The sequence below is a fragment of the Streptomyces sp. NPDC002701 genome (assembly GCF_042889045.1).
Taxonomy (GTDB): domain Bacteria; phylum Actinomycetota; class Actinomycetes; order Streptomycetales; family Streptomycetaceae; genus Streptomyces.
Genome location: NZ_JBIAQL010000011.1, coordinates 48328 through 70503, shown reverse-complemented (window position 1 = coordinate 70503; position 22176 = coordinate 48328). Strand labels below are relative to the sequence as shown.

At 72.1% G+C, this 22176-nt stretch carries 19 protein-coding genes; 4 read left to right on the top strand and 15 right to left on the bottom strand.

What is annotated here, in order from left to right; genetic code table 11:
* Positions 1-117 precede the first annotated feature (117 nt).
* Positions 118-1536: a protein kinase gene (locus ACFYXC_RS26415; protein ID WP_389554412.1), complete on the top strand. Its 1419-nt coding sequence runs from the start codon at positions 118-120 to the stop codon at positions 1534-1536.
* Between the two features lie 125 nt (positions 1537-1661).
* On the opposite strand, the gene ACFYXC_RS26410 is transcribed toward ACFYXC_RS26415, so the two are convergent.
* The 10 genes from ACFYXC_RS26410 to ACFYXC_RS26365 all read right to left on the bottom strand — a co-directional run bounded on the left by ACFYXC_RS26410 (position 1662) and on the right by ACFYXC_RS26365 (position 15230).
* Entirely contained in the window at positions 1662-2480 is an 819-nt protein-coding gene (locus ACFYXC_RS26410; RefSeq protein WP_388918110.1) for a TrmH family RNA methyltransferase, read from the bottom strand.
* 110 nt (positions 2481-2590) lie between these two features.
* The gene (gene cobA / locus ACFYXC_RS26405; RefSeq protein ID WP_389554301.1) at positions 2591-3835 is read right to left on the bottom strand and encodes a uroporphyrinogen-III C-methyltransferase; all 1245 of its coding nucleotides are present in this window, start codon (positions 3833-3835) and stop codon (positions 2591-2593) included.
* A gap of 191 nt (positions 3836-4026) precedes the next feature.
* Positions 4027-8025, bottom strand: a complete 3999-nt coding sequence (gene cobT, locus ACFYXC_RS26400) for a nicotinate-nucleotide--dimethylbenzimidazole phosphoribosyltransferase (RefSeq protein WP_389554300.1) — start codon at positions 8023-8025, stop codon at positions 4027-4029.
* 383 nt (positions 8026-8408) lie between these two features.
* Entirely contained in the window at positions 8409-9626 is a 1218-nt protein-coding gene (gene cbiE / locus ACFYXC_RS26395) for a precorrin-6y C5,15-methyltransferase (decarboxylating) subunit CbiE (protein WP_388918100.1), read from the bottom strand.
* A gap of 130 nt (positions 9627-9756) precedes the next feature.
* Positions 9757-10395 carry a GNAT family N-acetyltransferase gene (locus tag ACFYXC_RS26390; protein ID WP_388918097.1) on the bottom strand — a complete coding sequence of 213 codons (639 nt, stop codon included), beginning with the start codon at positions 10393-10395 and terminating at the stop codon, positions 9757-9759.
* A gap of 166 nt (positions 10396-10561) precedes the next feature.
* A complete protein-coding gene (locus tag ACFYXC_RS26385; protein ID WP_389554299.1) occupies positions 10562-11395 on the bottom strand; it encodes a MetQ/NlpA family ABC transporter substrate-binding protein in 834 nt (277 codons plus the stop codon).
* A gap of 42 nt (positions 11396-11437) precedes the next feature.
* Positions 11438-12271 carry a MetQ/NlpA family ABC transporter substrate-binding protein gene (locus ACFYXC_RS26380; RefSeq protein ID WP_389554298.1) on the bottom strand — a complete coding sequence of 278 codons (834 nt, stop codon included), beginning with the start codon at positions 12269-12271 and terminating at the stop codon, positions 11438-11440.
* A 97-nt stretch (positions 12272-12368) separates the two neighbouring features.
* Positions 12369-13166: a methionine ABC transporter permease gene (locus ACFYXC_RS26375; protein WP_388918089.1), complete on the bottom strand. Its 798-nt coding sequence runs from the start codon at positions 13164-13166 to the stop codon at positions 12369-12371.
* A complete protein-coding gene (locus ACFYXC_RS26370; RefSeq protein ID WP_389554297.1) occupies positions 13163-14206 on the bottom strand; it encodes a methionine ABC transporter ATP-binding protein in 1044 nt (347 codons plus the stop codon). Before ACFYXC_RS26370 ends, ACFYXC_RS26375 begins: the two co-directional genes overlap by 4 nt.
* 376 nt (positions 14207-14582) lie before the next feature.
* Positions 14583-15230 carry an HAD family hydrolase gene (locus ACFYXC_RS26365; RefSeq protein ID WP_389554296.1) on the bottom strand — a complete coding sequence of 216 codons (648 nt, stop codon included), beginning with the start codon at positions 15228-15230 and terminating at the stop codon, positions 14583-14585.
* 69 nt (positions 15231-15299) lie between these two features.
* On the opposite strand from ACFYXC_RS26365, the gene ACFYXC_RS26360 reads away from it, so the two are divergent.
* Both ACFYXC_RS26360 and ACFYXC_RS26355 read left to right on the top strand, forming a co-directional pair.
* Positions 15300-15659 (top strand): hypothetical protein, encoded by a 360-nt coding sequence (locus ACFYXC_RS26360; RefSeq protein WP_388918078.1) that lies wholly within the window; start codon positions 15300-15302, stop codon positions 15657-15659.
* A 1-nt stretch (position 15660) separates the two neighbouring features.
* Positions 15661-16119, top strand: coding sequence for a hypothetical protein (locus ACFYXC_RS26355; RefSeq protein WP_389554295.1), 459 nt, complete (start codon positions 15661-15663; stop codon positions 16117-16119).
* A 141-nt stretch (positions 16120-16260) separates the two neighbouring features.
* Here the strand turns inward: ACFYXC_RS26355 and ACFYXC_RS26350 are convergent, their stop codons facing one another.
* The 3 genes from ACFYXC_RS26350 to ACFYXC_RS26340 form a co-directional block, all read right to left on the bottom strand.
* Positions 16261-16764, bottom strand: coding sequence for a GNAT family N-acetyltransferase (locus tag ACFYXC_RS26350; RefSeq protein ID WP_388918072.1), 504 nt, complete (start codon positions 16762-16764; stop codon positions 16261-16263).
* Positions 16765-16810: 46 nt separating this feature from the next.
* Positions 16811-17317 (bottom strand): RNA polymerase sigma factor, encoded by a 507-nt coding sequence (locus ACFYXC_RS26345; protein ID WP_389554294.1) that lies wholly within the window; start codon positions 17315-17317, stop codon positions 16811-16813.
* A 105-nt stretch (positions 17318-17422) separates the two neighbouring features.
* A complete protein-coding gene (locus tag ACFYXC_RS26340) occupies positions 17423-18610 on the bottom strand; it encodes a glycerophosphodiester phosphodiesterase (protein ID WP_389554293.1) in 1188 nt (395 codons plus the stop codon).
* A 352-nt stretch (positions 18611-18962) separates the two neighbouring features.
* Here ACFYXC_RS26340 and ACFYXC_RS26335 point away from each other — a divergent pair, with 352 nt between their 5' ends.
* The gene (locus ACFYXC_RS26335; RefSeq protein WP_389554292.1) at positions 18963-19655 is read left to right on the top strand and encodes a lysophospholipid acyltransferase family protein; all 693 of its coding nucleotides are present in this window, start codon (positions 18963-18965) and stop codon (positions 19653-19655) included.
* 354 nt (positions 19656-20009) lie between these two features.
* On the opposite strand, the gene ACFYXC_RS26330 is transcribed toward ACFYXC_RS26335, so the two are convergent.
* On the bottom strand, positions 20010-21548 hold the full coding sequence (locus tag ACFYXC_RS26330; RefSeq protein WP_389554291.1) for an MFS transporter: 1539 nt from the start codon (positions 21546-21548) through the stop codon (positions 20010-20012).
* Entirely contained in the window at positions 21545-22096 is a 552-nt protein-coding gene (locus ACFYXC_RS26325; RefSeq protein WP_389554290.1) for a TetR/AcrR family transcriptional regulator, read from the bottom strand. Before ACFYXC_RS26325 ends, ACFYXC_RS26330 begins: the two co-directional genes overlap by 4 nt.
* Between the last annotated feature and the right edge of the window lie 80 nt (positions 22097-22176).

Below are 22176 nucleotides of genomic sequence, written 5' to 3'. Positions count from 1 at the left end.
CCTTTCAAGTTTCCCACCCGGCACTGACAATCGGTCGGTCCGCGAGGGCGCGGCCTCTGCGCGCGCCCGGCCGCGGAAACGTAAGCTGTGGCTCGTCAAACGGACCGGGCAGCGGGGATGGACATGGCGATGATGCGCCTGAGGCGCGAGGACCCGCGTGTCGTCGGCTCGTTCAGGCTTCACCGACGGCTCGGCGCGGGCGGGATGGGCGTGGTCTATCTGGGCTCGGACCGGCGTGGCCAGCGGGTCGCGCTGAAGGTGATCCGGCCCGACCTCGCGGAGGACCAGGAGTTCAGGTCGCGCTTCGCGCGCGAGGTGTCGGCCGCGCGCCGGATCCGCGGCGGGTGCACCGCGCGGCTCGTCGCCGCGGACCTGGAAGCCGAACGGCCCTGGTTCGCGACGCAGTACGTTCCCGGCCCCTCGCTGCACGACAAGGTCACCGAGGAGGGTCCGCTCTTCGCGTCCGAGGTCGCGTCCGTCGGCGCCGCGCTCTCCGAGGGGCTCGTCGCCGTGCACGAGGCCGGGGTCGTCCACCGCGACCTGAAGCCGTCGAACATCCTGCTGTCCCCCAAGGGGCCGCGCATCATCGACTTCGGCATCGCCTGGGCGACGGGCGCCAGCACGCTCACGCACGTCGGAACGGCCGTGGGGTCGCCCGGCTTCCTGGCGCCGGAGCAGGTACGGGGCGCCGCCGTCACCCCGGCCACGGACGTGTTCGCGCTGGGCGCCACGCTGGCGTACGCCGCGACGCAGGACTCGCCCTTCGGACACGGCAGTTCCGAGGTGATGCTCTACCGGGTGGTGCACGAGGAGCCGCAGCTGCACGGCGTGCCCGACGCGCTGGCCCCGCTCGTGCGCGCCTGTCTGGCGAAGGATCCCGAGGAGCGTCCCAGCACGCTGCAGTTGTCGTTGCGGCTCAAGGAGATCGCGGCGCGGGAGGCGCACGGACTGGGTGACCCCCGGCCGCCCGCTCCCCGTGCGGCGGAGGCCGACCGGCCCACCGGGCGGATGGCCGACGGCTCCGCGGACCAGCGCACCCAGCGGCGTACGCAGGGCACTCCCCCGCCGCGCGGCAACGGCCCCTCGTCGCGCTCCGGGGCGCGCCCGGCCCCCTCGCGGGGTGGCTCGGCGCGCTCCGGCACCGGCAGCCGGACCGGGCAGACCACCGGCCGGACCGGGCAGTCCACCGGCCGCAACGGTCAGCCGGGCAGCCGGACCGGGCAGTCCGGCAGCCGGACCGGTCCGCCGCGCGGCGGGAACGGACGGCAGGGGCCGCGGACCACCGGGACCGGGCGGCGGCCGGCCAACCCCCGGCTGCTCAGGCAGCGGCTCTTCGTGTTCGTCGTGGTGACGCTGCTGGTGGCGCTGGCCATCGCGGCGGCGCAGGGGTGTCAGGGGCCTGCCCAAGGGCTTGAGCGTGTGGGCTCCGCCCGGGGGGTTGAGGGTGTGAGCTCGCCCGGGGCTGTGTGGCAGGAGCCGCCGTCTTCGCGGAGCGGGATCCAGCGGGGCGGGATGCCGCGGGGCGGGGAGCAGTAGAGACGCCGGGGGCGCCGGTCAGTCGTCTGCGGGTACGTCGGGGCTGGTCGCGCAGTTCCCCGCGCCCCTTTCGGGGCGCACGTTCGTCAGCGCTGCGGACCGCGCCCCTTTCGGGGCGCTGGTCGTCAGGTCTGGGGGCGGCCCGTTGCCACCGCGTAGAACGCGACCGCCGCGGCGGCTCCCACGTTCAGTGAGTCGACGCCGTGGGCCATCGGGATGCGGACCCATTCGTCGGCGGCCACCAGGGCCCGGGTGGACAGGCCGTCGCCCTCCGCGCCGAGCATCAGCGCGACGCGTTCCATCCGGTGCGGGGCCATCTCGTCGAGGGTCTTGGCCTTCTCGTCCGGGGTGAGCGCGAGGAGGCCGAAGCCCGCCTCGCGGACCGACTCCAGGCTTCTGGGCCAGGAGTCCAGGCGGGCGTACGGAACCGCGAAGACCGCGCCCATGGAGACCTTCACCGAACGGCGGTACAGGGGGTCCGCACAGTCCGGGGAGAGCAGCACCGCGTCCATGCCGAGGGCCGCCGCGGAGCGGAAGATCGCACCGATGTTGGTGTGGTCGTTGACCGACTCCATGACGACGACCCGGCGGGCCGTCCGCAGCAGTTCGTCGGGGGTCGGCAGCGGTTTGCGCTGCATGGAGGCGAGCGCACCGCGGTGCACGTGGTACCCGGTGACCTGTTCGGCGAGGTCCGGGCTGACCGCGTACACGGGTGCCGGGAGTTCGTCGATGACGTCGCGCATGACGTCCACCCACTTGGCGGAGAGCAGCATCGAGCGCATCTCGTAACCGGCGTCCTTGGCCCGCCGGATGACCTTCTCTCCCTCGGCGATGAACAGGCCCTCGGCGGGTTCGCGCCTGCGGCGCAGCTCGACGTCGGTCAGGCCCGTGTAGTCGCGCAGGCGCGGGTCGGCTGGGTCCTCGACGGTGATGAGATCGGCCACGGATCGATACTGCCTTGTCCTGGGTGCGGTGCCAACGGCTGGGAACAGGTTGGGTTACCCCGGGTTACCGGCGTTACCGGTATCGGGTCACGGGGATGTCGGGTTGCCGGTCACTCGGTCGTCTCGAACGAGCCGTCCGTGCCCACGGCCACGACCTCCCCGATGACGATGACCGCCGGGGGCCGCACCTCCTCGGCGCGCACGGTCGCGGCGACCGTCGCCAGGGTCGCGTCGACACGGCGCTGCGCCGCGGTCGTGCCTTCCTGGACGAGTGCCACGGGCGTGTTGGCCGCCTTGCCGTTGTCCATGAGCGTACGGGCGATGGCGCCGATCTTGTCCACGCCCATCAGGACGACCAGGGTGCCGCGGAGCTTGGCGAGCGCCGCCCAGTCGACGAGCGAGCGTTCGTCGTCGGGAGCCACATGGCCGCTCACGACGGTGAACTCGTGGGCCACCCCGCGGTGCGTGACCGGGATGCCGGCCGCGCCGGGGACCGAGATGGAGCTGGAGATGCCCGGGACGACCGTGCAGGAGATGCCCGCCTCGGCCAGCGCCTGGGCCTCCTCCATGCCGCGGCCGAAGACGAAGGGGTCGCCGCCCTTCAGACGGACCACCGACTTGCCCTGCTGGGCGTGCTCGATGAGCGCGTTGTTGATGGCCTCCTGGGCCATGAAGCGTCCGTACGGGATCTTCGCCGCGTCGATCACCTCGACGTGCGGCGGGAGTTCGGCGAGCAGGTCGCGGGGGCCGAGGCGGTCGGCGATGACCACGTCCGCCTCGGCGAGGAGACGGCGGCCGCGGACCGTGATCAGGTCCGGGTCGCCGGGGCCGCCGCCGACCAGTGCGACACCGGGTGTGCGGGTGCGGAAGTGGGGGGCCACGAGGGTGCCGTCGCGGAGCCCTTCGACCACCGCGTCGCGGACGGCCGCGGTGTGGCGGGGGTCGCGGCCCTCGGGGTCCGAGGTCAGGACGGCCACCGTGACGCCCTCGCTGTGCCCGGTCGCCGGGGTCCAGGCGGTGGCCGCGTCCGCGTCGTCCGCGCGGACGCACCACACCCGGTGCGCCTCCGCCTCGGCGGAGGCAGCGGTGTTCGCCGCGGCGTCGGAGGTGGCGATGAGGACGTACCAGGCTTCCGCGAGGTCGCCCGGCTCGTACGAGCGCCTCGTCCAGCTCAGTTCGCCCGCGTCCGCCATGGCCTCGACCGAGGGGGTGGCGGCCGGGGACACGAGGTGGATGTCCGCGCCCGCCGCGATGAGGGCAGGGAGGCGGCGCTGGGCGACCTGGCCCCCGCCGAGGACCACCACGCGGCGGCCGGAGAGGCGGAGACCTACGGGGTAGGCGGGGTGTGCGGCCATGGAGGTACGGCTCCTCATGCGGGTGATACGGGGCGTGCGGGGGCGCGCTGCTGCGCTGGAGCGGGCCTGACGTGCGGATTTCGGGGTGCGGGGTGGTGGCGGGCCGGGGTGCTGGGAAGTTCTTTCCCCGAGCCCGCACCTTCCCGAAACCGGGGCCGCGCCCCGGCCCCCCGAAGGTGCGGGTCCGTCGTCTACTTCTCGGTCACGCCCGCCGAGTCGAACGTGGCGACCTCGTGCATCGCACGTGCCGCGCTCTGGACCACCGGGAGGGCCAGCAGGGCGCCGGTGCCCTCGCCGAGCCGGAGGTCCAGGTCGACCAGGGGACGCAGGCCCAGTTTGTTCAGGGCGGCGACGTGGCCGGGCTCGGCGCTGCGATGGCCCGCGATGCAGGCCGCGAGGACCTCCGGGGCGATCGCCCGGGCCACCAGCGCGGCGGCGCCGGCGCTGACGCCGTCCAGGATGACCGGCGTGCGCAGGGAGGCGCCGCCGAGGAGGAGGCCCACCATGGCGGCGTGCTCCAGCCCGCCGACGGCCGCCAGCACGCCGATCGGGTCGGCCGGGTCCGGCTGGTGGAGTTCCAGGGCCCGGCGTACCACCTCGGTCTTGCGGGCCAGGGTCTCGTCGTTGATGCCGGTGCCGCGGCCCGTGACCTCGGCCGGGTCGCTGCCGGTGAAGACGGAGATCAGGGCGGCCGACGCGGTGGTGTTGGCGATGCCCATCTCCCCCGTGATCAGGGCCTTGTTCCCGGCCGCCACCAGGTCGCGGGCGGTCTCGATCCCCACCTCGACGGCCGCCCTGACCTCCTCGCGGGTCAGCGCGGGGCCGGTCGTCATGTCGGCCGTGCCCGCCCGGACCTTGCGGGGCAGCAGACCCGGGGTCGCGGGCAGGTCGGAGGCCACGCCCACGTCGACGACGCAGACCTCTGCGCCGACCTGGGTGGCGAAGGCGTTGCAGACCGCGCCGCCGCCGAGGATGTTGGCCACCATCTGGCCGGTGACCTCCTGCGGCCACGGCGTGACGCCCTGGGCGTGCACACCGTGGTCGCCCGCGAAGATCGCGACGGCTGCCGGTTCCGGGATCGGCGGCGGGCACATCCGGGAGAGGCCGGAGAGCTGCGCGGAGATGATCTCCAGCATGCCGAGGGCCCCGGCGGGCTTGGTCATGCGCTTCTGGCGCTCCCACGCCTCACCGAGCGCCTTGGCGTCCAGCGGACGGATGTTGGTGATGGTCTCGGCGAGCAGGTCGTGCGGCTCCTCACCCGGCAGGGCCCGGCGGCCGTACGTCTCCTCGTGGACGACCCAGGACAGCGGGCGGCGCTTGGACCAGCCCGCCTGCAGCAGCTCGGGCTCCTGCGGGAACTCGTCGACGTATCCGACGCAGAGATAGGCGACGACCTCCAGGTGCTCGGGCAGGCCGAGTTCGCGGACCATCTCCCGCTCGTCGAAGAAGCTGACCCAGCCCACGCCCAGGCCCTCGGCGCGCGCCGCGAGCCAGAGGTTCTCGACGGCGAGCGCGGAGGAGTAGGGGGCCATCTGCGGCTGGGTGTGGCGGCCCAGGGTGTGCCGACCGCCCCGGGTCGGGTCGGCGGTGACGACGATGTTCACCGGGGTGTCGAGGATGGCCTCGATCTTCAGTTCCTTGAACTGCTTCGCGCGGCCCTTGGGGAGCGACTTGGCGTACGCCTCGCGCTGGCGCGCGGCCAGTTCGTGCATCGAGCGCCGGGTCTCGGCCGAGCGGATGACGACGAAGTCCCAGGGCTGCGAGTGACCGACGGACGGCGCGGTGTGGGCCGCCTCCAGAACGCGCAGCAGCACGTCGTGCGGGATGGGGTCGCTGCGGAAGCCGTTGCGGATGTCGCGGCGTTCACGCATCACGCGCAGCACGGCCTCCCGCTCCGCGTCGTCGTAGCCGGGCGCGGCCGGGCCGGTGGACTCTCGTGTCTCCGCCACGGCGGCCGTGCTCTCTTCCTGCCCTGCGGCCGTGGTGCTACGGCTGTCCAGGTCCTCCGCCCGCTGTGCGACCAGAGGTTCCGGGCTCTCGTCCTCGGCGTCGTCCTCGACGGGTGCCTGCGACACGGGGGTCACCCCGGCCTCGGGGGCCGGCTCGGGCTCCCTGGGGGCGGGGAGCACGAGGACGGGCGGCTCCTCGGGCGCCACGCCGGACGCGTCGGCGGTCACGATGCCGGGCGCGATACCGGGTGCCGGTTCGGCGGCGGGCTGCTCGGCGGGCGGCGCGGACGCCGGGTCCACCGTCTCCGCGGCGGCCGGCTCGGGCTGCTCGTCCGGCTCCGCCCGCTCGTCGGGGAGAGGGGGCACCGCCATGCCGTGCGGCGGGGTGGGGGCGAGGTGCGGTGTGCCCGGGACCGTGCCCTCGACCGGTACGAACTGGCCGACGGGCGGCTCGGCCGCCGAGGGCTCTTCCTGGAGCGGCAGGTCCTGGAGGGGCGCGTCCGGCGACGGCTCGCCGTGGAGGGGCAGGTCCTGGAGCGGAGGCGCCTCGCCGTGGGACTCGTCCCCGAAGGCGTGCTCGGCGTGCACCGCGGGTGCCTCGGTCTGTCCGGCCGTGACGGGCGTCGCCGCCTGGGACCCGTCGTGGTCCCCCACGCTCTGTACTTCGCCCTCCGCGGGGGCGGCGGGCTCCGCGAGCAGCGGGGCCTCCGCGGCCTCCTGGAGCTGGCCGGCCTCCTCGACGACGGGCTCGGCCTCCACCGGATGCGGCTGCGGGTGGGGCTCCTGGACCCCTGTGTGCTGTCCTGGTCCGGCGACGAACGGGGCGCCCGTCTCCTGGACCTGCGGCTCCGCCGGGTACGCGGGCTGCGGGTCCGGCACCGGGAAACCGGGCTGCGAGGCGTCGTCGGCCCGCGGGACCTGGAATGCGTCGGGCGCGTGCTGCCCCGCCTCGTCCGCCGGATGGGCGAACCGGACGCCGGCGGGTGCGGCCGGGAACGGGGTGGGCTGCGGAACGTGCGCGAACTCCGGGGCCGCCTGGGCGAACTCGGCGCCCCGGCCGTCGTCCGGGGCCTGCGGGAAGAGCGAACCGTCGGCGAGCTGAGGGGCCTGAGCATAGTCCTGCACCAGTACCGCTGCCGGAACCTGGACACCTTCCGGAGCCTGATCACCTTCCAGGGCCTGAACACCTTCCGGGCCCTGGACCGCGTCCGGCACGTGCACCGCGTCCGGTACGTGGACAGCGTCCGGTACGTGGACAGCGTCCGCGGCCTGGTCGGCGGCCCCGCCCGGCGGCTGCTCGGGGTCCTGGACGGCGTCCGGCCGCGAAGGACCGTACGCGTCCTCCGGGGTCTGCACGGCCTCCGGAGCCTGGCCCGCCGTCTCGGCCGCGTCCACGACGGGCTGTCCGTGCGCGGCGTCGGGGAACCCGGCGAACCGGTCGGCGCCCGGGACGTCCTGCGGCTGCGGCTGCGGGACCCCGCCCGGCTGCTCCGTCATGGGCACCGCCGCCGGCGTCTCGGCGGACTCGTGTGCGGCGGCGGGGGCGTCCTCGCCTTCAGGGCCCCCGGCGAACGAACCGTCGCCCGCGTCGGGCGTCTGTGCGAGCGGCGCGGCTTCGGCGGCCGCCTGACCGCCCGCGTGCGCTTCCGCGCCCTCCGGGAAGACCGTTTCTGCACTCACGCCCCCGGAGGCGACCTGTGCCACCGGTGGTGCGACCTCCACCTGGGCCTGGGCAGGGGCTCCCCAGGGCACGGCACCCTGCAGCGCGATCTCGTCGCGCGGCACGTCGAGGTACTCGGGACCGGACGTGGGCGGACCGGCCTGCCGTCCCGGGGACGGGGCGGCCGGTGCTCCCGCCGGCCCCCGGTCGGCCAGCGAACGCACCGGGCTGCCCGCGCCGTCCGGGGTCGGCGGACCGAGGTGCAGCGGGCGACGGGCGACGGGCGGCTGCGGCGCGGGCGAGGACATCCGGACGGCGCTGAGGTCGACCGAACCGCTGTCGCGGCCCGACGTCTCGTGCGGACCGGGCTCGTGGACGGCCTCGACGACCGGCGCCGGGGCCGGCGGGGCCACTTCGTTGCCCCACGCCCCCTGGGCGCCCGGCAGCAGCAGCAGGTCTTCGTCTTCGGCGGTGGACTCGGAGAGGTAGGTGTACGCGCCGGGGGCGGGGACGCCCGGCTGCTCCACCATGCCTGCGTTCTCCGGCAGTCCCTCGCCCGGGACCTGGCCGGTGTCGGTCATGCGTACCCCTCGCCCATCGGTTTAGTGCTCCTACGACCTGCTCGTCCGGGCGGCGCACCGACCGCCCGTCATGAGAACGAGCACACGGGCCGGGCGGCACGAACGGCCGGTCGACAAAGCCATTAACTGGCATTGTCGCGGTCGGCCCGCCGCCGCGACAGGGTGATCCGTCACGGCCCGCTGTGGACTGCGCCACTTTGCGCGTCCTCCGGTTCTGCCGTACCACACGCACCTCAAAATGGGTGTGTTTTGCGGGCATTGACCGGCGGAATACCGGACAACCCGATTGCGGTACAACGGTCGGCCAGCCTACCGCGCGCGGTACGACTACAGGATCACAGGGCGCTGCCGGGCCGTGACCCGCCGGCGGCGGCCGTCGCACCTCAGCGGGACGATTCGCGCCGTTCCCGTTCTCCCGAGAGCAGGAAGGCGACGCTCCGTTCCTTCTCCGTCCAGGTGCGGGAGTCCAGCTCGACGGACTGCAGGAGGGCGCACTCGACCCGGTAGCCGTGCTCCGTCAGGTTCCTGCCGATGAGTTCGGCGGCGTCGCGGGTCGCGGCGTGCGTGACGATCCGCTCGGGGCGCCGGTCGGCCACGGCGGAGACGACCGCGGCGCCGCCGCCCCCGACGCGTACGACGTCGGGTTCGGGGAGGTTCTCCAGGATGTACGGCGCGCTGCCGTGCGTGATCTGGAGCTGGACGCCGAAGCGGCGGGCGGTGGCCGTCGTGCGGGCGCAGGCGTCCGGGTCGCGGTCGACGGCGATGACGGCGGCGCCGCAGCGCGCGGCCTCCGTGGCGAAGGCGCCGCTGCCGGACCCGATGTCCCAGACGAGGTCGCCGATCCGCGGACCCAGGCGGGCGAGTTGGGCGGCGCGCAGCACCTCGGTCTCGCCCTCGCCGAGCTCGTCGCCGTACACGTCGTCGGGGAGCGCCCAGCCGCGCGGGCCGGTGCCCGGGTCGCGGCCGGCGATCCAGCCGCCGTCCTCGGAGGACGTGACGGGGCCGCCCATGACGATGACGACGTTCGGGTCGCGCCAGGTGTGGTCGGCGACCTTGTCGGAGGTGAGGACCGAGACCCGCTCGCGTTCGGTGCCGAGTTCCTCGCAGATGACGAAGGTGCGGTGGACCCCGTCGAGGAGCAGACCCAGTTCGGCGGGGCCGGCGCCGGGTGAGGTGAGGACGGCGACCTTGGTGTGGGCCCGGCACACGTTCACCGCGCGTCGCAGGGTGCGCCGGTGTGCGACGACCACCTGTGCGTCGTCCCAGGGCATCCCGGCGCGGGCGAAGGCGGCGGCCACGGACGAGACGGCGGGGACGACCTCGACCTCCAGGCCGAACTCGGGGGCGCGCAGGGTGCGTACGACGCCGAAGAAGGCGGGGTCGCCGTCGGCGAGGACGACGGCCGTGCCGCGGTGGGCGGCGACGCGGCGGGCCGCGAGGGCGACGCTGCCGAGCCGGATGCGCTCGGCGTCCGGGGGCACCTCGGGGAGGAGCAGATGGTGTCCCGCGCCTGCCACCAGTGTGGCGGCGCCGAGAGCCGAGCGCGCCGCGTCGGTCAGCGGCGAGCCGTCCCAGCCGATCACCGTGACCCGGTCGGCCATCGTTGTCAGTCTCCTGGAGTCGTCGCAGGTCGTCAGGTGGGCGTGCGGCCGCCGGACAGGCGTGCGGAGCCCCGTGAGCGTACCCCGTGACGTCCGGGAGTGCGGGCGGGGGTCGGTGCCCCCTTGCGGTTCAGTTCCAGTCGGAGTATGAGGTGAAGCCGCCGGTGTCGGCGAGCTGCTCGGCGATGCCCTCGATGTCCTCGGTGAGCAGGCCCCACACGATGAAGTCGGTGCGCAGGTCTTCCCAGCGCCCGTCCTCCGTGCGGGTGCGCGCTATACAGGCACCGCGCAGGACGCCCTCGCTGATGCAGCCGATCTTCTGCGCGACCTGCTGGGCGGCGGTGTTGTCCGCCGCGGTGCGCAGTTCGAGACGCTCGAACTTCTGGTCGTTGAACAGCCATTGGGCGGTGGCGAGCGACGCCTCGGAGGCGTAGCCCTCGCCGCGCGCCCAGGGGGCGATGATGTACGAGAGCTCCGTGGAGCGGACATGCCAATCCGTGTTGCCCAGCTGGATGACGCCGACCAGGCGCTGGGTGAGGAACTCTATGACGGCGAGGTCGAGTCCGCGGCCCGAGGTGCGCGTCGAGGGCGCATGCCGGTCGATCCAGGCGCGGGCGGCGGACTCGGTGAAGGGCTGCGGTACGGAGGTCCAGGCGGCGACCTGCTCGTCGTTCATCATTTCGGTGAAGGCAGGAATGTCGTCGTCCTCGAGAGGGCGCAGCACCAACCGCTCCGTGTTCAGGGAGATGTCAGGGAAGGTGTTCGTCATGCGCCGCTCCGTAACCATCAGGGACCGTCGGGCCAGCTGAACTGCCCAGCATGCAGCATGAGGGCCCCGAACTGCACCACGGAGCCGGCTCCTTGTCGATGAGTCGACACCGTGACACAGCGGGAACGGCGTCGGCCGGAAGTGCCGGGCCCGAGGCCGGACGGCGTCAGCCGGAAGCGACCGGCAGCACCGATCCCTTGTACGTGTCCTGGATGAACGTCCGCACCTGGTCGGAGGTCAGGAGCTCGGCGAGCTTGCGCACCCGCGGGTCGTCCTCGTCGCCCCTTCTCACGGCGAGGAGGTTCGCGTACGGGTTGTTCTTCGCGGACTCCAGCAGGACGGCGTCGTCGGCGGGGCTGAGGCCCGCGTCCTGGGCGTAGTTGTTGTTGATGACCGCGACGGCCACGTCGTCCAGGGAGCGCGGCAGCTGCGCCGGTTCGAGCTCCTTGAACCTGAGGTTCTTCGGGTTCCTCGTGATGTCCGCCGGGGACGCGGTCGTGCCCGCGCCGTCCTTGAGCGTGATGACGCCCTCGGAGGCAAGCAGCTTCAGGGCGCGGCCCTCGTTGGTGGTGTCGTTGGGCACCGCGACGGTGGCCCCGTCGGGGAGGTCGGCGACGTCCTGGACCTTCTTGGAGTACACGCCCATGGGCGGCAGGTACACGTCCACGACCGGGACCAGGTCGGTGCCCTTGGACTCGTTGAAGTCGTCCAGGTAGGGCTCGTTCTGGTAGAGGTTCGCGTCGAGCGAGCCCTCCTGGAGCGCGGTGTTCGGCAGGACGTAGTCCGTGAACTCCTTGATCTCCAGGTCGAGCCCGTTCTTCGCGGCGAGGTCCTTCTCGATGTACGAGAGGACCTCGCCGGCCGGGACCGCGGTGGCGCCGACGATCAGCGCGCCGCCGTCACCTCCGCCGCCGGAGCCCTCGTCCTGCGCGCCGCAGGCGGTCAGGGCGAGGCCGAGGGCCAGTGCGGCGACGGCCGCGGAGGTGACGGGCTTACGCATCGTCGGTCTTCCTCAAGGTGTCGGAGCGGAGGGACGGCGGCGTCAGAACGACGCGATGACGGAACCGGCGTACTTGTCCTCGATGAACTTCTTGACCTCGGGGGAGGTCAGGAGCTTCGCGAGCTTCTTGACGCGCGGGTCGTCCTCGTTGCCCTCCTTGACGGCGAGGAAGTTGCCGTAGGGGTTGTTGTCCGCGGACTCCAGGACGAGGGCGTCGTCGGCGGGCTTGAGGTCGGACTCGATGGCGTAGTTGCCGTTGATCACCGCGGCGTCGACGTCGTCCAGGGAACGCGGGGTCTGGGCTGCCTCCAGCTCCTTGAACTTGAGGTTCTTCGGGTTCTTCGCGATGTCCTTCGGGGTCGCGTCGTTGCCCGCGCCGTCCTTCAGCTCGATGATCCCGTTGGCGTCGAGGAGCTTGAGCGCCCGTGCCTCGTTGACCGTGTCGTTCGGGACGGCGACCGTCGCGCCGCTCTTCAGCTCGTCGGCCTTCTCGATCTTGTTGGAGTAGAGGCCGAGGGGCTCCAGGTGCACCGTGACGACGGGCGCGATGTGGGTGCCGTTCTTCTTGTTGAAGTCGTCGAGGTACGGCTGGTTCTGGAAGTAGTTGGCGCCGACCGAGCCGTCCTCGGTCGCGGTGTTCGGCAGGACGTAGTCCGTGAACTCCTTGACCTGGAGGTCGAGTCCCGCGTCCTTGGCCAGGTTGTCCTTCACATAGGTGAGGATCTCGGCGTGGGGAACGGGGCTGGCGGCGACGATCAGCGGGCCGCCCGCGTCGGAGCCGGACCCGGAGTCCTTGTCCGAGCCGCAGGCCGTGAGGCCCAGGGTGAGGGCTCCGGTGGCGAGGACAGCAGTGGTGATCTTGGCGGTGTTACGCACGAAAAGTGCCTTTCCTGATGGGCTGGGCGACCCCGCGAAGGGTGGTGCGGGGACATCTGCGGGAGAGGTGGCCGTACGGGAGCGGCGCCCGGCTTGCCTAGGCGACCTTGCTGACGTCGGCCGGGGCGGCTTCGGCGGGGGAGTCCCCGGCAGCGGCGCCGTCGGACGCCCGGGAGCCGGAGTGCGCCGGGGCGCCGGTCTTCAGCAGCCTGAGCCGCGGGGCGGACCCCGACCCGCCGCCGCGCCGGTGCAGCCCCCGCGCGGCGTGGTCGCCGGCGAACTGGATGAGGGAGATGACCACGGCGAGGATGCCCACGGTGATCCACATCAGTTCGGTCTCGAAGCGCTGGTAGCCGTAGCGGATGGCGATGTCGCCGAGGCCGCCCGCGCCGACGGTGCCGGCCATCGCGGAGTAGCCGATGAGGGCGACGATCGTCGTGGTGGTGCTGGAGATCAGCGACGGGAGCGACTCGGGGACGAGCACCCGGCGGACGACCGTCCAGGTGTTGCCGCCCATCGCCTGCACGGCCTCGACGAGACCGCCGTCCACCTCGCGGACGGCCGTCTCGACCAGACGGGCGAAGAACGGGATCGCGCCGATCGCGAGCGGCACGATGGCGGCCTCACGGCCGATGGTGGTGCCGGTGATGGACCGGGTGAAGCCCATCAGCGCGACCATCAGGATGATGAACGGCATCGAGCGGGCGATGTTCACGACCTGCCCGATGACCTTGTTCAGCACGGTGTTCTGCAGCAGGCCGCCGCGGTCGGTGAGGACCAGCAGGATGCCCAGCGGCAGGCCGCCGACGACGGCGATGACCGTCGACCAGCCGACCATGTAGAGGGTGTCCCAACACGCCTGCTCCAGCAGCGGCTGCATCTCGGACCAGGTCACTTGGCACCTTCCTTCACCAGCAGGGACGCCTCGGCCGCCGCTCCGACGAGTTCGAGCTGCAGGCCCTGCTCGCGCAGGAAGCCGATAGGCACCACGTTGTCCTCGTAGCCCCCGGGCAGTTCGATGCGCATGCGGCCGACCTGCCTGCCCCCGACGGTGTCCATCGCGGCGCCGAGGATCGAGATGTCGATGTTGTACGTGCGGGATAGCTGCGAGATGACCGGCCGGCCCGCCGCGTCGCCGTGGAAGGTGATGTCGATGACCGTGCGGTCGTCGGCGAAGGCGTCGCCGCTCACCGGGAAGAGCGCGGCGGCCAGCTCGGAGCCGGGGGTGGCGAGCAGCTCGCTGACGGTGCCGGACTCGACGATCCGCCCGTTCTCCATGAGCGCGGCCGAGTCGCAGATGGTCTTGACGACGTCCATCTCGTGCGTGATGAGCAGGACGGTCAGGCCCAGCCGGCGGTTCAGGTCGCGCAGCAGGTGGAGGATCGAACGGGTCGTCTCGGGGTCCAGGGCGCTGGTCGCCTCGTCGGAGAGGAGCACCTTCGGATCTCCCGCCAGGGCACGGGCGATGCCGACGCGCTGCTTCTGGCCGCCGGAGAGCTGGGCGGGGTATGCCTTGGCCTTGTCGGTGAGACCGACCAGGTCGAGCAGTTCCAGCGCCCTGCTCGAACGCTCCCTGCCCGACTTCCCGAGGATCTCCAGCGGCAGTTCGACGTTCTCCTGGACCGTCCGCGAGGACAGCAGGTTGAAGTGCTGGAAGACCATGCCGATGCGGCTGCGCGCCTTCCGCAGCTCCTTGCCGGCACGCGGGCCGCGCCCGGCGAGGGCCGTGAGGTCCTGTCCGGCGACGGTCACGGTGCCGGCGGTGGGGCGCTCGAGGAGGTTCACGCAGCGGATGAGGGAGGACTTGCCGGCGCCGGACTGACCGATGACGCCGTACACCTCGCCTTCGCGGACGTGCAGATCGACGCCGTCCAGGGCGGTGACCTCACGGCCGCGTGAGCGGTAGACCTTGGTCAGGTCTGTTGTCGTGATCACTGGGGTTTCCGTCACTGTCGAGTGCGGGCGTGGGTGTGCGCCGGGCACGGGTGCATTCGGTCGAACGCGGCACGGTCGTTCACGCGGTGGCGTCGAGGGCCGGGCTTCGGCGAAACGGCGTGCGCGGGGCAGGCTCAGTCGCGTACGAACGGGGCGTACGGGCAGACGTGAGCGGACTCGCTTCGGGGCGCGAGGCAGGGGGTGGTGCGGGGGCCCTCTAGAAGGCGCACATTCGACACATACAGCGAGCACCGGGCGTCATGGTCGCCTCGGTCGCAAGGGTGCGGCTGCTCGTCGTGGTCATGAGGAAAGTAAAGCAGACGCGTACGCGGGACCGGGAACCGCTGTCCGCATGCCGGACAGCGGTGGACTGCGGTCAGCTCCTGACGGAGATCTCCACTCCCCCGTCGGCGACCAGCGCGGACACGGCCGACAGGTCCTCCACCACCACGTCCGCGGTCAGCTCGGCGGCCCGGTGGGTTGTGGTCAATGCCACGGTGGTCATGCCGGCCGCGCGACCTGCCTGCAGACCCGCGGGAGCGTCCTCGAAGACGACACAGCGGGCCGGGTCCACGCCGAGCCGCCGGGCCGCGAGCAGGAACGGCTCGGGGTCGGGTTTGCCGCGGGTGATGTCGTCGGCGGCGACCAGGTTCTTGGGGCGGATGCCGACCTCGCCCAGCCGGGCCTCGGCCAGCCGGCGGGTGGCGGAGGTGACGACGGCCCAGCGGTCGGCGGGCAGCGAGTCGAGCAGTGCCCGCGTCCCCGGCAGCAGGTGCACACCGCCCGCGACGTCCGCCACCTCCAGCTGCTCGATGCGTACGACGGCTTCCGGCACCCTGGCGGCGGGCAGCAGGTCGGCGGCTATCTCGGCGGCCGGGCGGCCGTGCAGCTCGACCCGGGCGAACTCCTCGGCGGTGATCCCGTACTCCCCGGCCCACCTGCTCCAGCACCGGTGCACCGACTCGAGGGACGAGACGAGCGTTCCGTCGTTGTCGAACAGCAGGGCTTCGGCTCGGATCTTCATGCCCTCGACCCTACGGGGCACTCCGGGGGCGAGGACGCCGGGCCTTTTGGCCCGTAATAGGGTCACGGCATGCTTGTTGCCCTGACGGTCGCGACCGCCGTCGCCGCGCTCGCGCTCGCCGCCTGGTGCGGCTGGGCCGCCTACCGGGACCAGCCGACCAAGGACTGGCACTTCATCGGTATGGCCGTGGTGACCCTGCTCGCCCTCGTCCAGCTCGTGGTCGGTGTGGTCCAGCTGGCCCGCGGCGAGAAGCCGGCGCAGGGCACGACGATCTTCGTGTCGTACCTCGTCGGCTCCTTCGCGTGCGTCCCGGCGGCGGGCTTCATGTCGCTGGCGGAGCGCACCCGCTGGGGTTCGATCACGGTCGCGGCGGGCGGTGTGGTGCTCGCGGTGCTGCAGGTACGGCTCTATGACATCTGGAGGGGCTGAGATGGCGGAGCCCGCTCAGGAACCGGTGCGGGAGCCCGTGCGGGAGCCCGCGTCCCCCGGCGGCCGGACACGGCTCGTCGCCGGTCCGGGCATGCTGCTGGTCTGGCTGTACGGCGTGATGGTCGTCGGCGCCGTGTCGCGCTCGGCCGTACAGATCGCCACCGAGTTCGACAAGGCGCCGCTCGCCTACTCGCTGTCGGCCGTGGCCGGCCTCGTGTACGGCTTCATCACCTACTCGCTCGTGCGGGGCGGCGAGCGGGCCCGCAGGGCGGCACTGGTGTGCTGCGCCGCCGAACTCGCGGGCGTCCTGACCGTCGGCACCTGGACCCTGGCCGACCCCGCCGCCTTCCCCGACGCCACGGTCTGGTCGGACTACGGAATGGGCTACCTGTTCATCCCGGTCCTGCTCCCGATCACAGCAATGTCCTGGCTCCGCACCCCCAGAACACCAGCCCTTTAGAGCCACAGCCCTGAGAACCGCAGTCCCGAGGGCCGCAATCTTTTAGGGGCGCGGGGAACGGCGCAATCTTTCAAGGGGCGCGAGGAACTGCGCGACCAGCCACAACGCGCCCCACAGACACCCACGCCACCCAGCGGAGCGCTACGCGCTGGCCACGAACGCCCCCGCCCGCACATCCTTGGCGAGCGTCACCAGACTGAGCCGCTCGTCCACCCGCTCCGTGGACACGGCCTCGTACCCGTGCTTCCGGTACAGCCGCAGATTGTGCTCACTGCGGTGCCCGGTGAAGAGCTGGAAGCTCTTCGCGCCGGCGTCCGCCGCGAGCCGCGACTCGATGGCGTCGAGAAGCCGCCCGCCCAGCCCGTGCCGCTGCATCCGCGGATGGACGATCAGTTTGTCGATACGGGCCGTGCCATCCGCCCCCACGGCACCCCGCACGGAGGCCACCACCTCGTTCCGGAGCCGGGCCACCAGGACCGTGCCCTCGGCCAGCTCCGCCTTGAGGGAGTCCAGCGGCTGGGTGAGCGGTTCGATGCTGTAGTCGCCGTACAGCTCGGCCTCGCTCTGGTAGCAGAGGAACTGCAGTTTGAGGATCTGTTCGGCGTCCTGTTCGGTCGCCGCCGAGATGGTCACGCTCATGCCCATGTGTGCATGCCTCCCGCTCACCTGTTCCGCCGGTTGTCCCTCACTCCTATCCCCGTGGTTCAGGCGCCGCAACCTCCGACGTCAGCATTCGGCGCAGACATCCCAGGCATCTGGAACGTTCCGGACCGAGACTTCCCTGTGAGATACCCAACTCCCGCGCGATCTCCCGGTAGGTGAGGTCCTGCGGGGACAGCAGAGCGGCCATGAGGCGCGGGCAGCGGCCCGGCAGCCGTCGTACGGCGGAGTGCAGGGCCCGGCGGCGGGCGGCACCGAGCGCGAGTTGTTCGGGGTCCGATCGGCTCTCGTCGGCGGGCTCGGACGCGTACGGCCGTTCGAAGCGCGCTGTCCGCCCGGCGCGCCGGGCCTCGAAGCGGACGGCTCCGCGCAGCCAGGCGGCGGGATCCGCGGGTGGCCCGTCCGTGCCGAGGCGCTCCAGGAGGCGCAGCCAGACGGCCTGCTCCAGGTCGCCGGACTCGGTTCCGGTGGCATATGCCTCGGCCGATGCCTCGGCGGCGAGCAGGGGGCGCAAGGTGTCAACCATCTCGTGGGTCATATGCGCCACGACGCGACCGCCCCGGCACGGGGTTGCCCGGGCGGCCGTCCGTCACCCCAACCGGGGTCGGCGGCACCGCTGTTGACGCGCGGTGCGCGGGCCGGTTCAGCCGTTGAGGAAGTCCTCACGGGCCAGGACGCCGGTGTCCGGGTTGTCGGTGAAGACCCCGTCGATACCGGTCGCGAAGTACGCCTTGAAGGCACCGAAGACGTCACCGTAGGCGTCCGCGTCGGTGCCCTTGCGGAAGTTCGCGGGCAGGAAGGGGTTCTCGTTGCGCATCGTGTACGGGTGCAGGATCAGGCCCACGGCGTGCGCGTCCCGGACCAGGGTGGTCGGCGTGGTGAGGTTGCCGCTCGCGTCCTGCGGGATGACGAGGTCGAGGGTCGGCCCGATGCCCTGCGCGTACGAGGCGATCCACTTCAGGCCGGCGGGCTTGACCAGGTCGGCGACCGTACGCGGGTCGCCCGTCTCCACGAAGTCCCAGGGGCGGGTGTTCGCGGCGGACAGGAGCACCACGAGCGGGTTGTCCACCAGCTTGTTCAGGCGCTGGACGCTGGTCGGCTCGAAGGACTGGAGGATGACGGGCGAGTTCTTCTTGTCCAGGCCGTGCCGGCGCAGCACCTTGGCGACCCGCTCCTCCAGGCCGAGGCCCAGCTTGCGGAAGTAGGTGGGGTGCTTGAGCTCGGGGTAGATCCAGACCTGCCTGCCGCGCTTCCTGCTCTGCTCGTCCCGCCAGCGCAGCACCTCCTCGAAGGTGGGGATCTCCCAGCGGCCGTCGTAGAGCGTGTTGTGCGGGCGGTTGGCCGGGATGCGCTCCTTGGCGCGGAGGGTCTTCAGCTCGGCGAGCGTGAAGTCCTCGGTGAACCATCCGGTGGTGGAGACCCCGTCGAGCAGCTTGGTCTTCTTGCGGTCGGCGAACTCGGCGTGCGCGGCGACGTCCGTCGTCCCGCCGATCTCGGGCTCGTGGCGGCACACGAGATGGCCGTCCTTGGTGGGCACCAGGTCGCCCGCCTCGACGACGTGCGCGCCCATGTCGAGGGCCAGCTGGTACGCGCCGAGCGTGTGCTCGGGGCGGTAGCCGCTGGCTCCGCGGTGCCCGACGATGGTCGGCCTGGGCAGGCTCCGGTAGTCGCCGCTTCCGTGCTTCTCGCCGGCTCTCGCCGTGGCCGGCAGTCCGAGGACCGCTCCGCCTGCGCCGAGCACCGCGGCTCCGAGCAGCGCGCGCCGGCCCGGGGTGGTCCCCGCCCGGCCCTCGTCGGGCCCTTGCGTCTCCTGCGTGCCGTGCGTGCTCATGAGCGCTCCTCCGCATACTGCCCTGCACCTGTCAAAGCGGGACTGATCGTAGGTGCGCCCGGGTGACGGGTGGGAGAGCTTGGACGGAACACGTGGGTGACGGTGGATGTCCGGCGGGTGGGCCGCTCCGGGACAGGTAGGGAAGTTTGCTGCTCTCCCGGGGGGAACTAGGCCCAAGAGGGCTAACACGTGCGGATTTCGTCACATCGTCCCGTGCGGTGACGGCCGCGTCACAGGGCGCCACCGCAGGTGAACGAGGGTCAACACTGCGTATCCACTCGGTGAACCCGATGTGCGAGATCCCGGCACCCGCGAGTATCGTCCTCACCTGCACAGACTCATAACTCACCCCTTGACACCGGAGGGCCCGTTGTCCCGCTTCGCGCTCATCAAGGCAGTGCTCGGACCGATCATGCGCCTGATGTTCCGCCCACGGGTGGAGGGTGCGGAGCACATCCCGGGCACGGGCCCGGTCATCCTCGCCGGCAACCATCTCACGTTCATCGACTCGATGATCATGCCGCTGTTCTGCGACCGTCAGGTCTTCTTCATCGGCAAGGACGAGTACGTCACCGGCAAGGGCTTCAAGGGACGGCTGATGGCCTGGTTCTTCACCGGCTGCGGCATGATCCCGGTCGACCGGGACGGCGGACGTGGCGGGGTCGCCGCGCTGATGACCGGGCGCCGGGTGCTGGAGGAGGGCAAGGTCTTCAGCATCTACCCCGAGGGCACCCGCTCCCCCGACGGCCGGCTGTACCGCGGCCGCACCGGTATCGCCCGGCTGGCGATGATGACGGGCGCGCCCGTCGTGCCGTTCGCCATCATCGGCACGGACAAGATCCAGCCCGGCGGCGCGGGTTTCCCCCGCCCCGGGAAGGTCACCGTGCGTTTCGGCGAGGCGATGGAGTTCTCGCGGTACGAGGGCATGGACCGTGACCGGTATGTGCTGCGGGCCGTGACGGACTCGGTGATGGCCGAGGTCATGCGGTTGTCCGGGCAGGAGTATGTGGACATGTACGCCACAAAGGCCAAGGAAGCGGCTTAGCTCTGCTGGTTTGGCGGGGCCGGAGCGGGGTTGTTTTTGGGTGCGGGTTCGTGGGGGCTGAGCGCGCCGTTCCCCGCGCCCCTGGAGACCTTCGGTCCCTGAGCGCCTGCGGGTTTGGCTTGCGGTGCGGGTCCGTCCGGGCTGGGCGCGCAGTTCCTCGCGCCCCCGGGAGACCTGCGGTCCCTGCGGGCCTGCGGCCCTGAAGGTCTGCGGGATTGGTTTCGCGTGCCGGTCCGTCCGGGCTGGGCGCGCCGTACCCCGCACCCCTGAGGGGCGGGGGGTGGGCGTCGTGGGTTCCGTGCGGGTGCCTTGGGGCTTGGCGCGCAGTTCCCCGCGCCCTTGAGGGGCGCGGGGCTACGGGTTCTCGGGAGTGGTTTCCAGGGTTTGGTGTCGTAGGAGTAGCCAGGCTGCGGCGGACGCTGTCAGGAGGACCGTCGCGCCCAGGCCCGCCGCCAGGGCGATGCCGTCGACGAAGGCCGTGCGGGCCGCGTCCAGGAGTGGCTCGGGGGTGGGCAGGGACGACGATGCCTCGACGGCTCCGCCCAGGGACTCGTGGGCCGCGTCGGCCACCTCCGGGGGCGTACCGGCCGGTGCCGTGAAGCCCGCGTAGACGCCCGTGACGATCGAGCCGAGCAGGGCGATCCCGAGGGCCGCCCCCAGCTCGTAGGCCGTCTCGGAGACCGCTGACGCGGCGCCCGCCTGTTCCTTGGGCACGCTGGAGAGGATCACGTCGGCGGTCACGGTGAAGGAGAAGCCCGCACCGACGCCGACGACCAGCAGGGCCGCGCCGAGGAGCGGGTAGCCGGTGGACTGGCTCAGCGCCGTCAGTGCGCCGAGGGCGATCCCGATCGCGGCGAGACCGCCCGCCACGACGGCCCGCACCGAGTACCGGCGCGCGAACGTTCCGGCGACCAGGCCGGCCGCCACCGCACCGGCCGCGGCCGGCAGTTCGGCGAGTCCGGCCTCCAACGGTCCTCGCCCCTGGACGAGTTGCAGGTACTGGGAGAGGAAGAAGACCACGCCCGACAGACCGAGGATGGTCAGCAGGTCGGCCAGCACCGCTCCGGAGAAGCCGCGGTTGCGGAACAGCCGCATGTTCAGCAGCGGGACGGGGAGCGTGAGCTGACGGCGTACGAAGCCGTACAGTGCGGCCGCGCCCAGCAGTGCCGCCGCGGCCGCCGTCAGGTTCGGGCCGTGCGTGGCCGCCTCCTTGATTCCGTACACGATGCCGATCATGCCGACCAGGGAGAGCACGACACTGGCGAGGTCCCAGGGACCGGGCTCGGGGTCACGGGACTCAGGCAGCAGCTTGGCGCCGACCAGGACGAGGACCGCCATCACGGGCAGGTTGATCAGGAAGACGGAACCCCACCAGAAGTGCTCCAGCAGGAACCCGCCGACGACGGGACCGACCGCCGTACCGGCCGAGGCGGTGGCACCCCAGATGCCGATGGCGAGGCTGCGTTCGCGCGGGTCGTGGAAGAGGTTGCGGATCAGCGCGAGGGTGGCGGGCATCAGCGTGGCACCCGCGACACCGAGCAGCGCCCGCGCCACGATCATCAGTTCGGGCGTGCTCGCGTAGGCGTTGAGCACGGAAGTGAGTCCGAACGCGACCGAGCCGATCAGCAGCAGCTTCTTGCGGCCGACGCGGTCACCGAGGCTGCCCATGGAGACCAGCAGGCCGGCGATGACGAACGAGTAGACGTCACCGATCCACAGGAGCTGGGTGCCGGACGGCTGCAGGTCCTCGCTGATGTAGGGGGTCGCGAGACCGAGGACGGTCGCGTCGACGGCCACCAGCAGCACGGCGAGGACGAGCACGGAGAGCGCGAGCCAACGGCCCGGTCGCTTCTCCGTCTCCGCCGCGAACGCCGGCCGCACCGTGCTGGTCATGATTCCTCTCTCCGTAGTGCGCCGCCGAGCAGCAGCTCGACGATCATGTACCGGAAGTCCTTCGCCGCCACCCGGCCCTCGCTCACGGCCCATGCCCCGGAGGCACAGAGCCCGTAGAGGGCCTCGGTGAGCCAGGCCGGCGTCAGGTCGATACGGAACTCGCCGCTCTCCTGGCCCCGCCGGAACAGCGCGGCGACGCGGGCGTCGATCCGGGCCCAGCCGGCGTTCTGCTCCGCACCCTCGAACAGCTGGTTCTCGGTGTAGAGGAAGGCGAGCAGCCCGGCGGCGCTCTCGAACTCGCGCACCAGACGGCGTACGGCCTCCTGGGCGGTGCCGTCGTCCGGGCGGGCCGCGTCCAGCGCGGCCTCGCACTCCTGGATGCCGAGCTCTTCGAGCGCCCGCACGAGGACATCGCGTCCGGCGAACTGCCGGTGCAGGGTCGCCCTGCTGATCCCGGCCGCCCTGGCGACCTCGTCCATGGTCGCGGTGGACTTCCGCGTCAGCAGGGCGGCGGCACTGCGCAGCACATGTTCACGATCGACAGCCATGAGGCAATCATAACCCAAGTGAGACATTGACGTCTCACACGGAACGCGTGAAGCTCACGGTCCCGGGAGTCTTCAGTGCC

What these genes read in the sequence shown, in the direction of transcription:
- ACFYXC_RS26350 (WP_388918072.1), bottom strand. Translation starts at nt 16,764, where the DNA reads ATGGGCATGAGCGTGACCATCTCGGCGGCGACCGAACAGGACGCCGAA.
- ACFYXC_RS26390 (WP_388918097.1), bottom strand. Translation starts at nt 10,395, where the DNA reads ATGACGAACACCTTCCCTGACATCTCCCTGAACACGGAGCGGTTGGTG.
- cbiE (WP_388918100.1), bottom strand. Translation starts at nt 9,626, where the DNA reads ATGGCCGACCGGGTCACGGTGATCGGCTGGGACGGCTCGCCGCTGACC.
- ACFYXC_RS26330 (WP_389554291.1), bottom strand. Translation starts at nt 21,548, where the DNA reads ATGACCAGCACGGTGCGGCCGGCGTTCGCGGCGGAGACGGAGAAGCGA.
- cobT (WP_389554300.1), bottom strand. Translation starts at nt 8,025, where the DNA reads ATGACCGACACCGGCCAGGTCCCGGGCGAGGGACTGCCGGAGAACGCA.
- ACFYXC_RS26355 (WP_389554295.1), top strand. Translation starts at nt 15,661, where the DNA reads ATGGCGGAGCCCGCTCAGGAACCGGTGCGGGAGCCCGTGCGGGAGCCC.
- ACFYXC_RS26325 (WP_389554290.1), bottom strand. Translation starts at nt 22,096, where the DNA reads ATGGCTGTCGATCGTGAACATGTGCTGCGCAGTGCCGCCGCCCTGCTG.
- ACFYXC_RS26365 (WP_389554296.1), bottom strand. Translation starts at nt 15,230, where the DNA reads ATGAAGATCCGAGCCGAAGCCCTGCTGTTCGACAACGACGGAACGCTC.
- ACFYXC_RS26415 (WP_389554412.1), top strand. Translation starts at nt 118, where the DNA reads ATGGACATGGCGATGATGCGCCTGAGGCGCGAGGACCCGCGTGTCGTC.
- cobA (WP_389554301.1), bottom strand. Translation starts at nt 3,835, where the DNA reads ATGGCCGCACACCCCGCCTACCCCGTAGGTCTCCGCCTCTCCGGCCGC.
- ACFYXC_RS26385 (WP_389554299.1), bottom strand. Translation starts at nt 11,395, where the DNA reads ATGCGTAAGCCCGTCACCTCCGCGGCCGTCGCCGCACTGGCCCTCGGC.
- ACFYXC_RS26345 (WP_389554294.1), bottom strand. Translation starts at nt 17,317, where the DNA reads ATGACCCACGAGATGGTTGACACCTTGCGCCCCCTGCTCGCCGCCGAG.
- ACFYXC_RS26340 (WP_389554293.1), bottom strand. Translation starts at nt 18,610, where the DNA reads ATGAGCACGCACGGCACGCAGGAGACGCAAGGGCCCGACGAGGGCCGG.
- ACFYXC_RS26360 (WP_388918078.1), top strand. Translation starts at nt 15,300, where the DNA reads ATGCTTGTTGCCCTGACGGTCGCGACCGCCGTCGCCGCGCTCGCGCTC.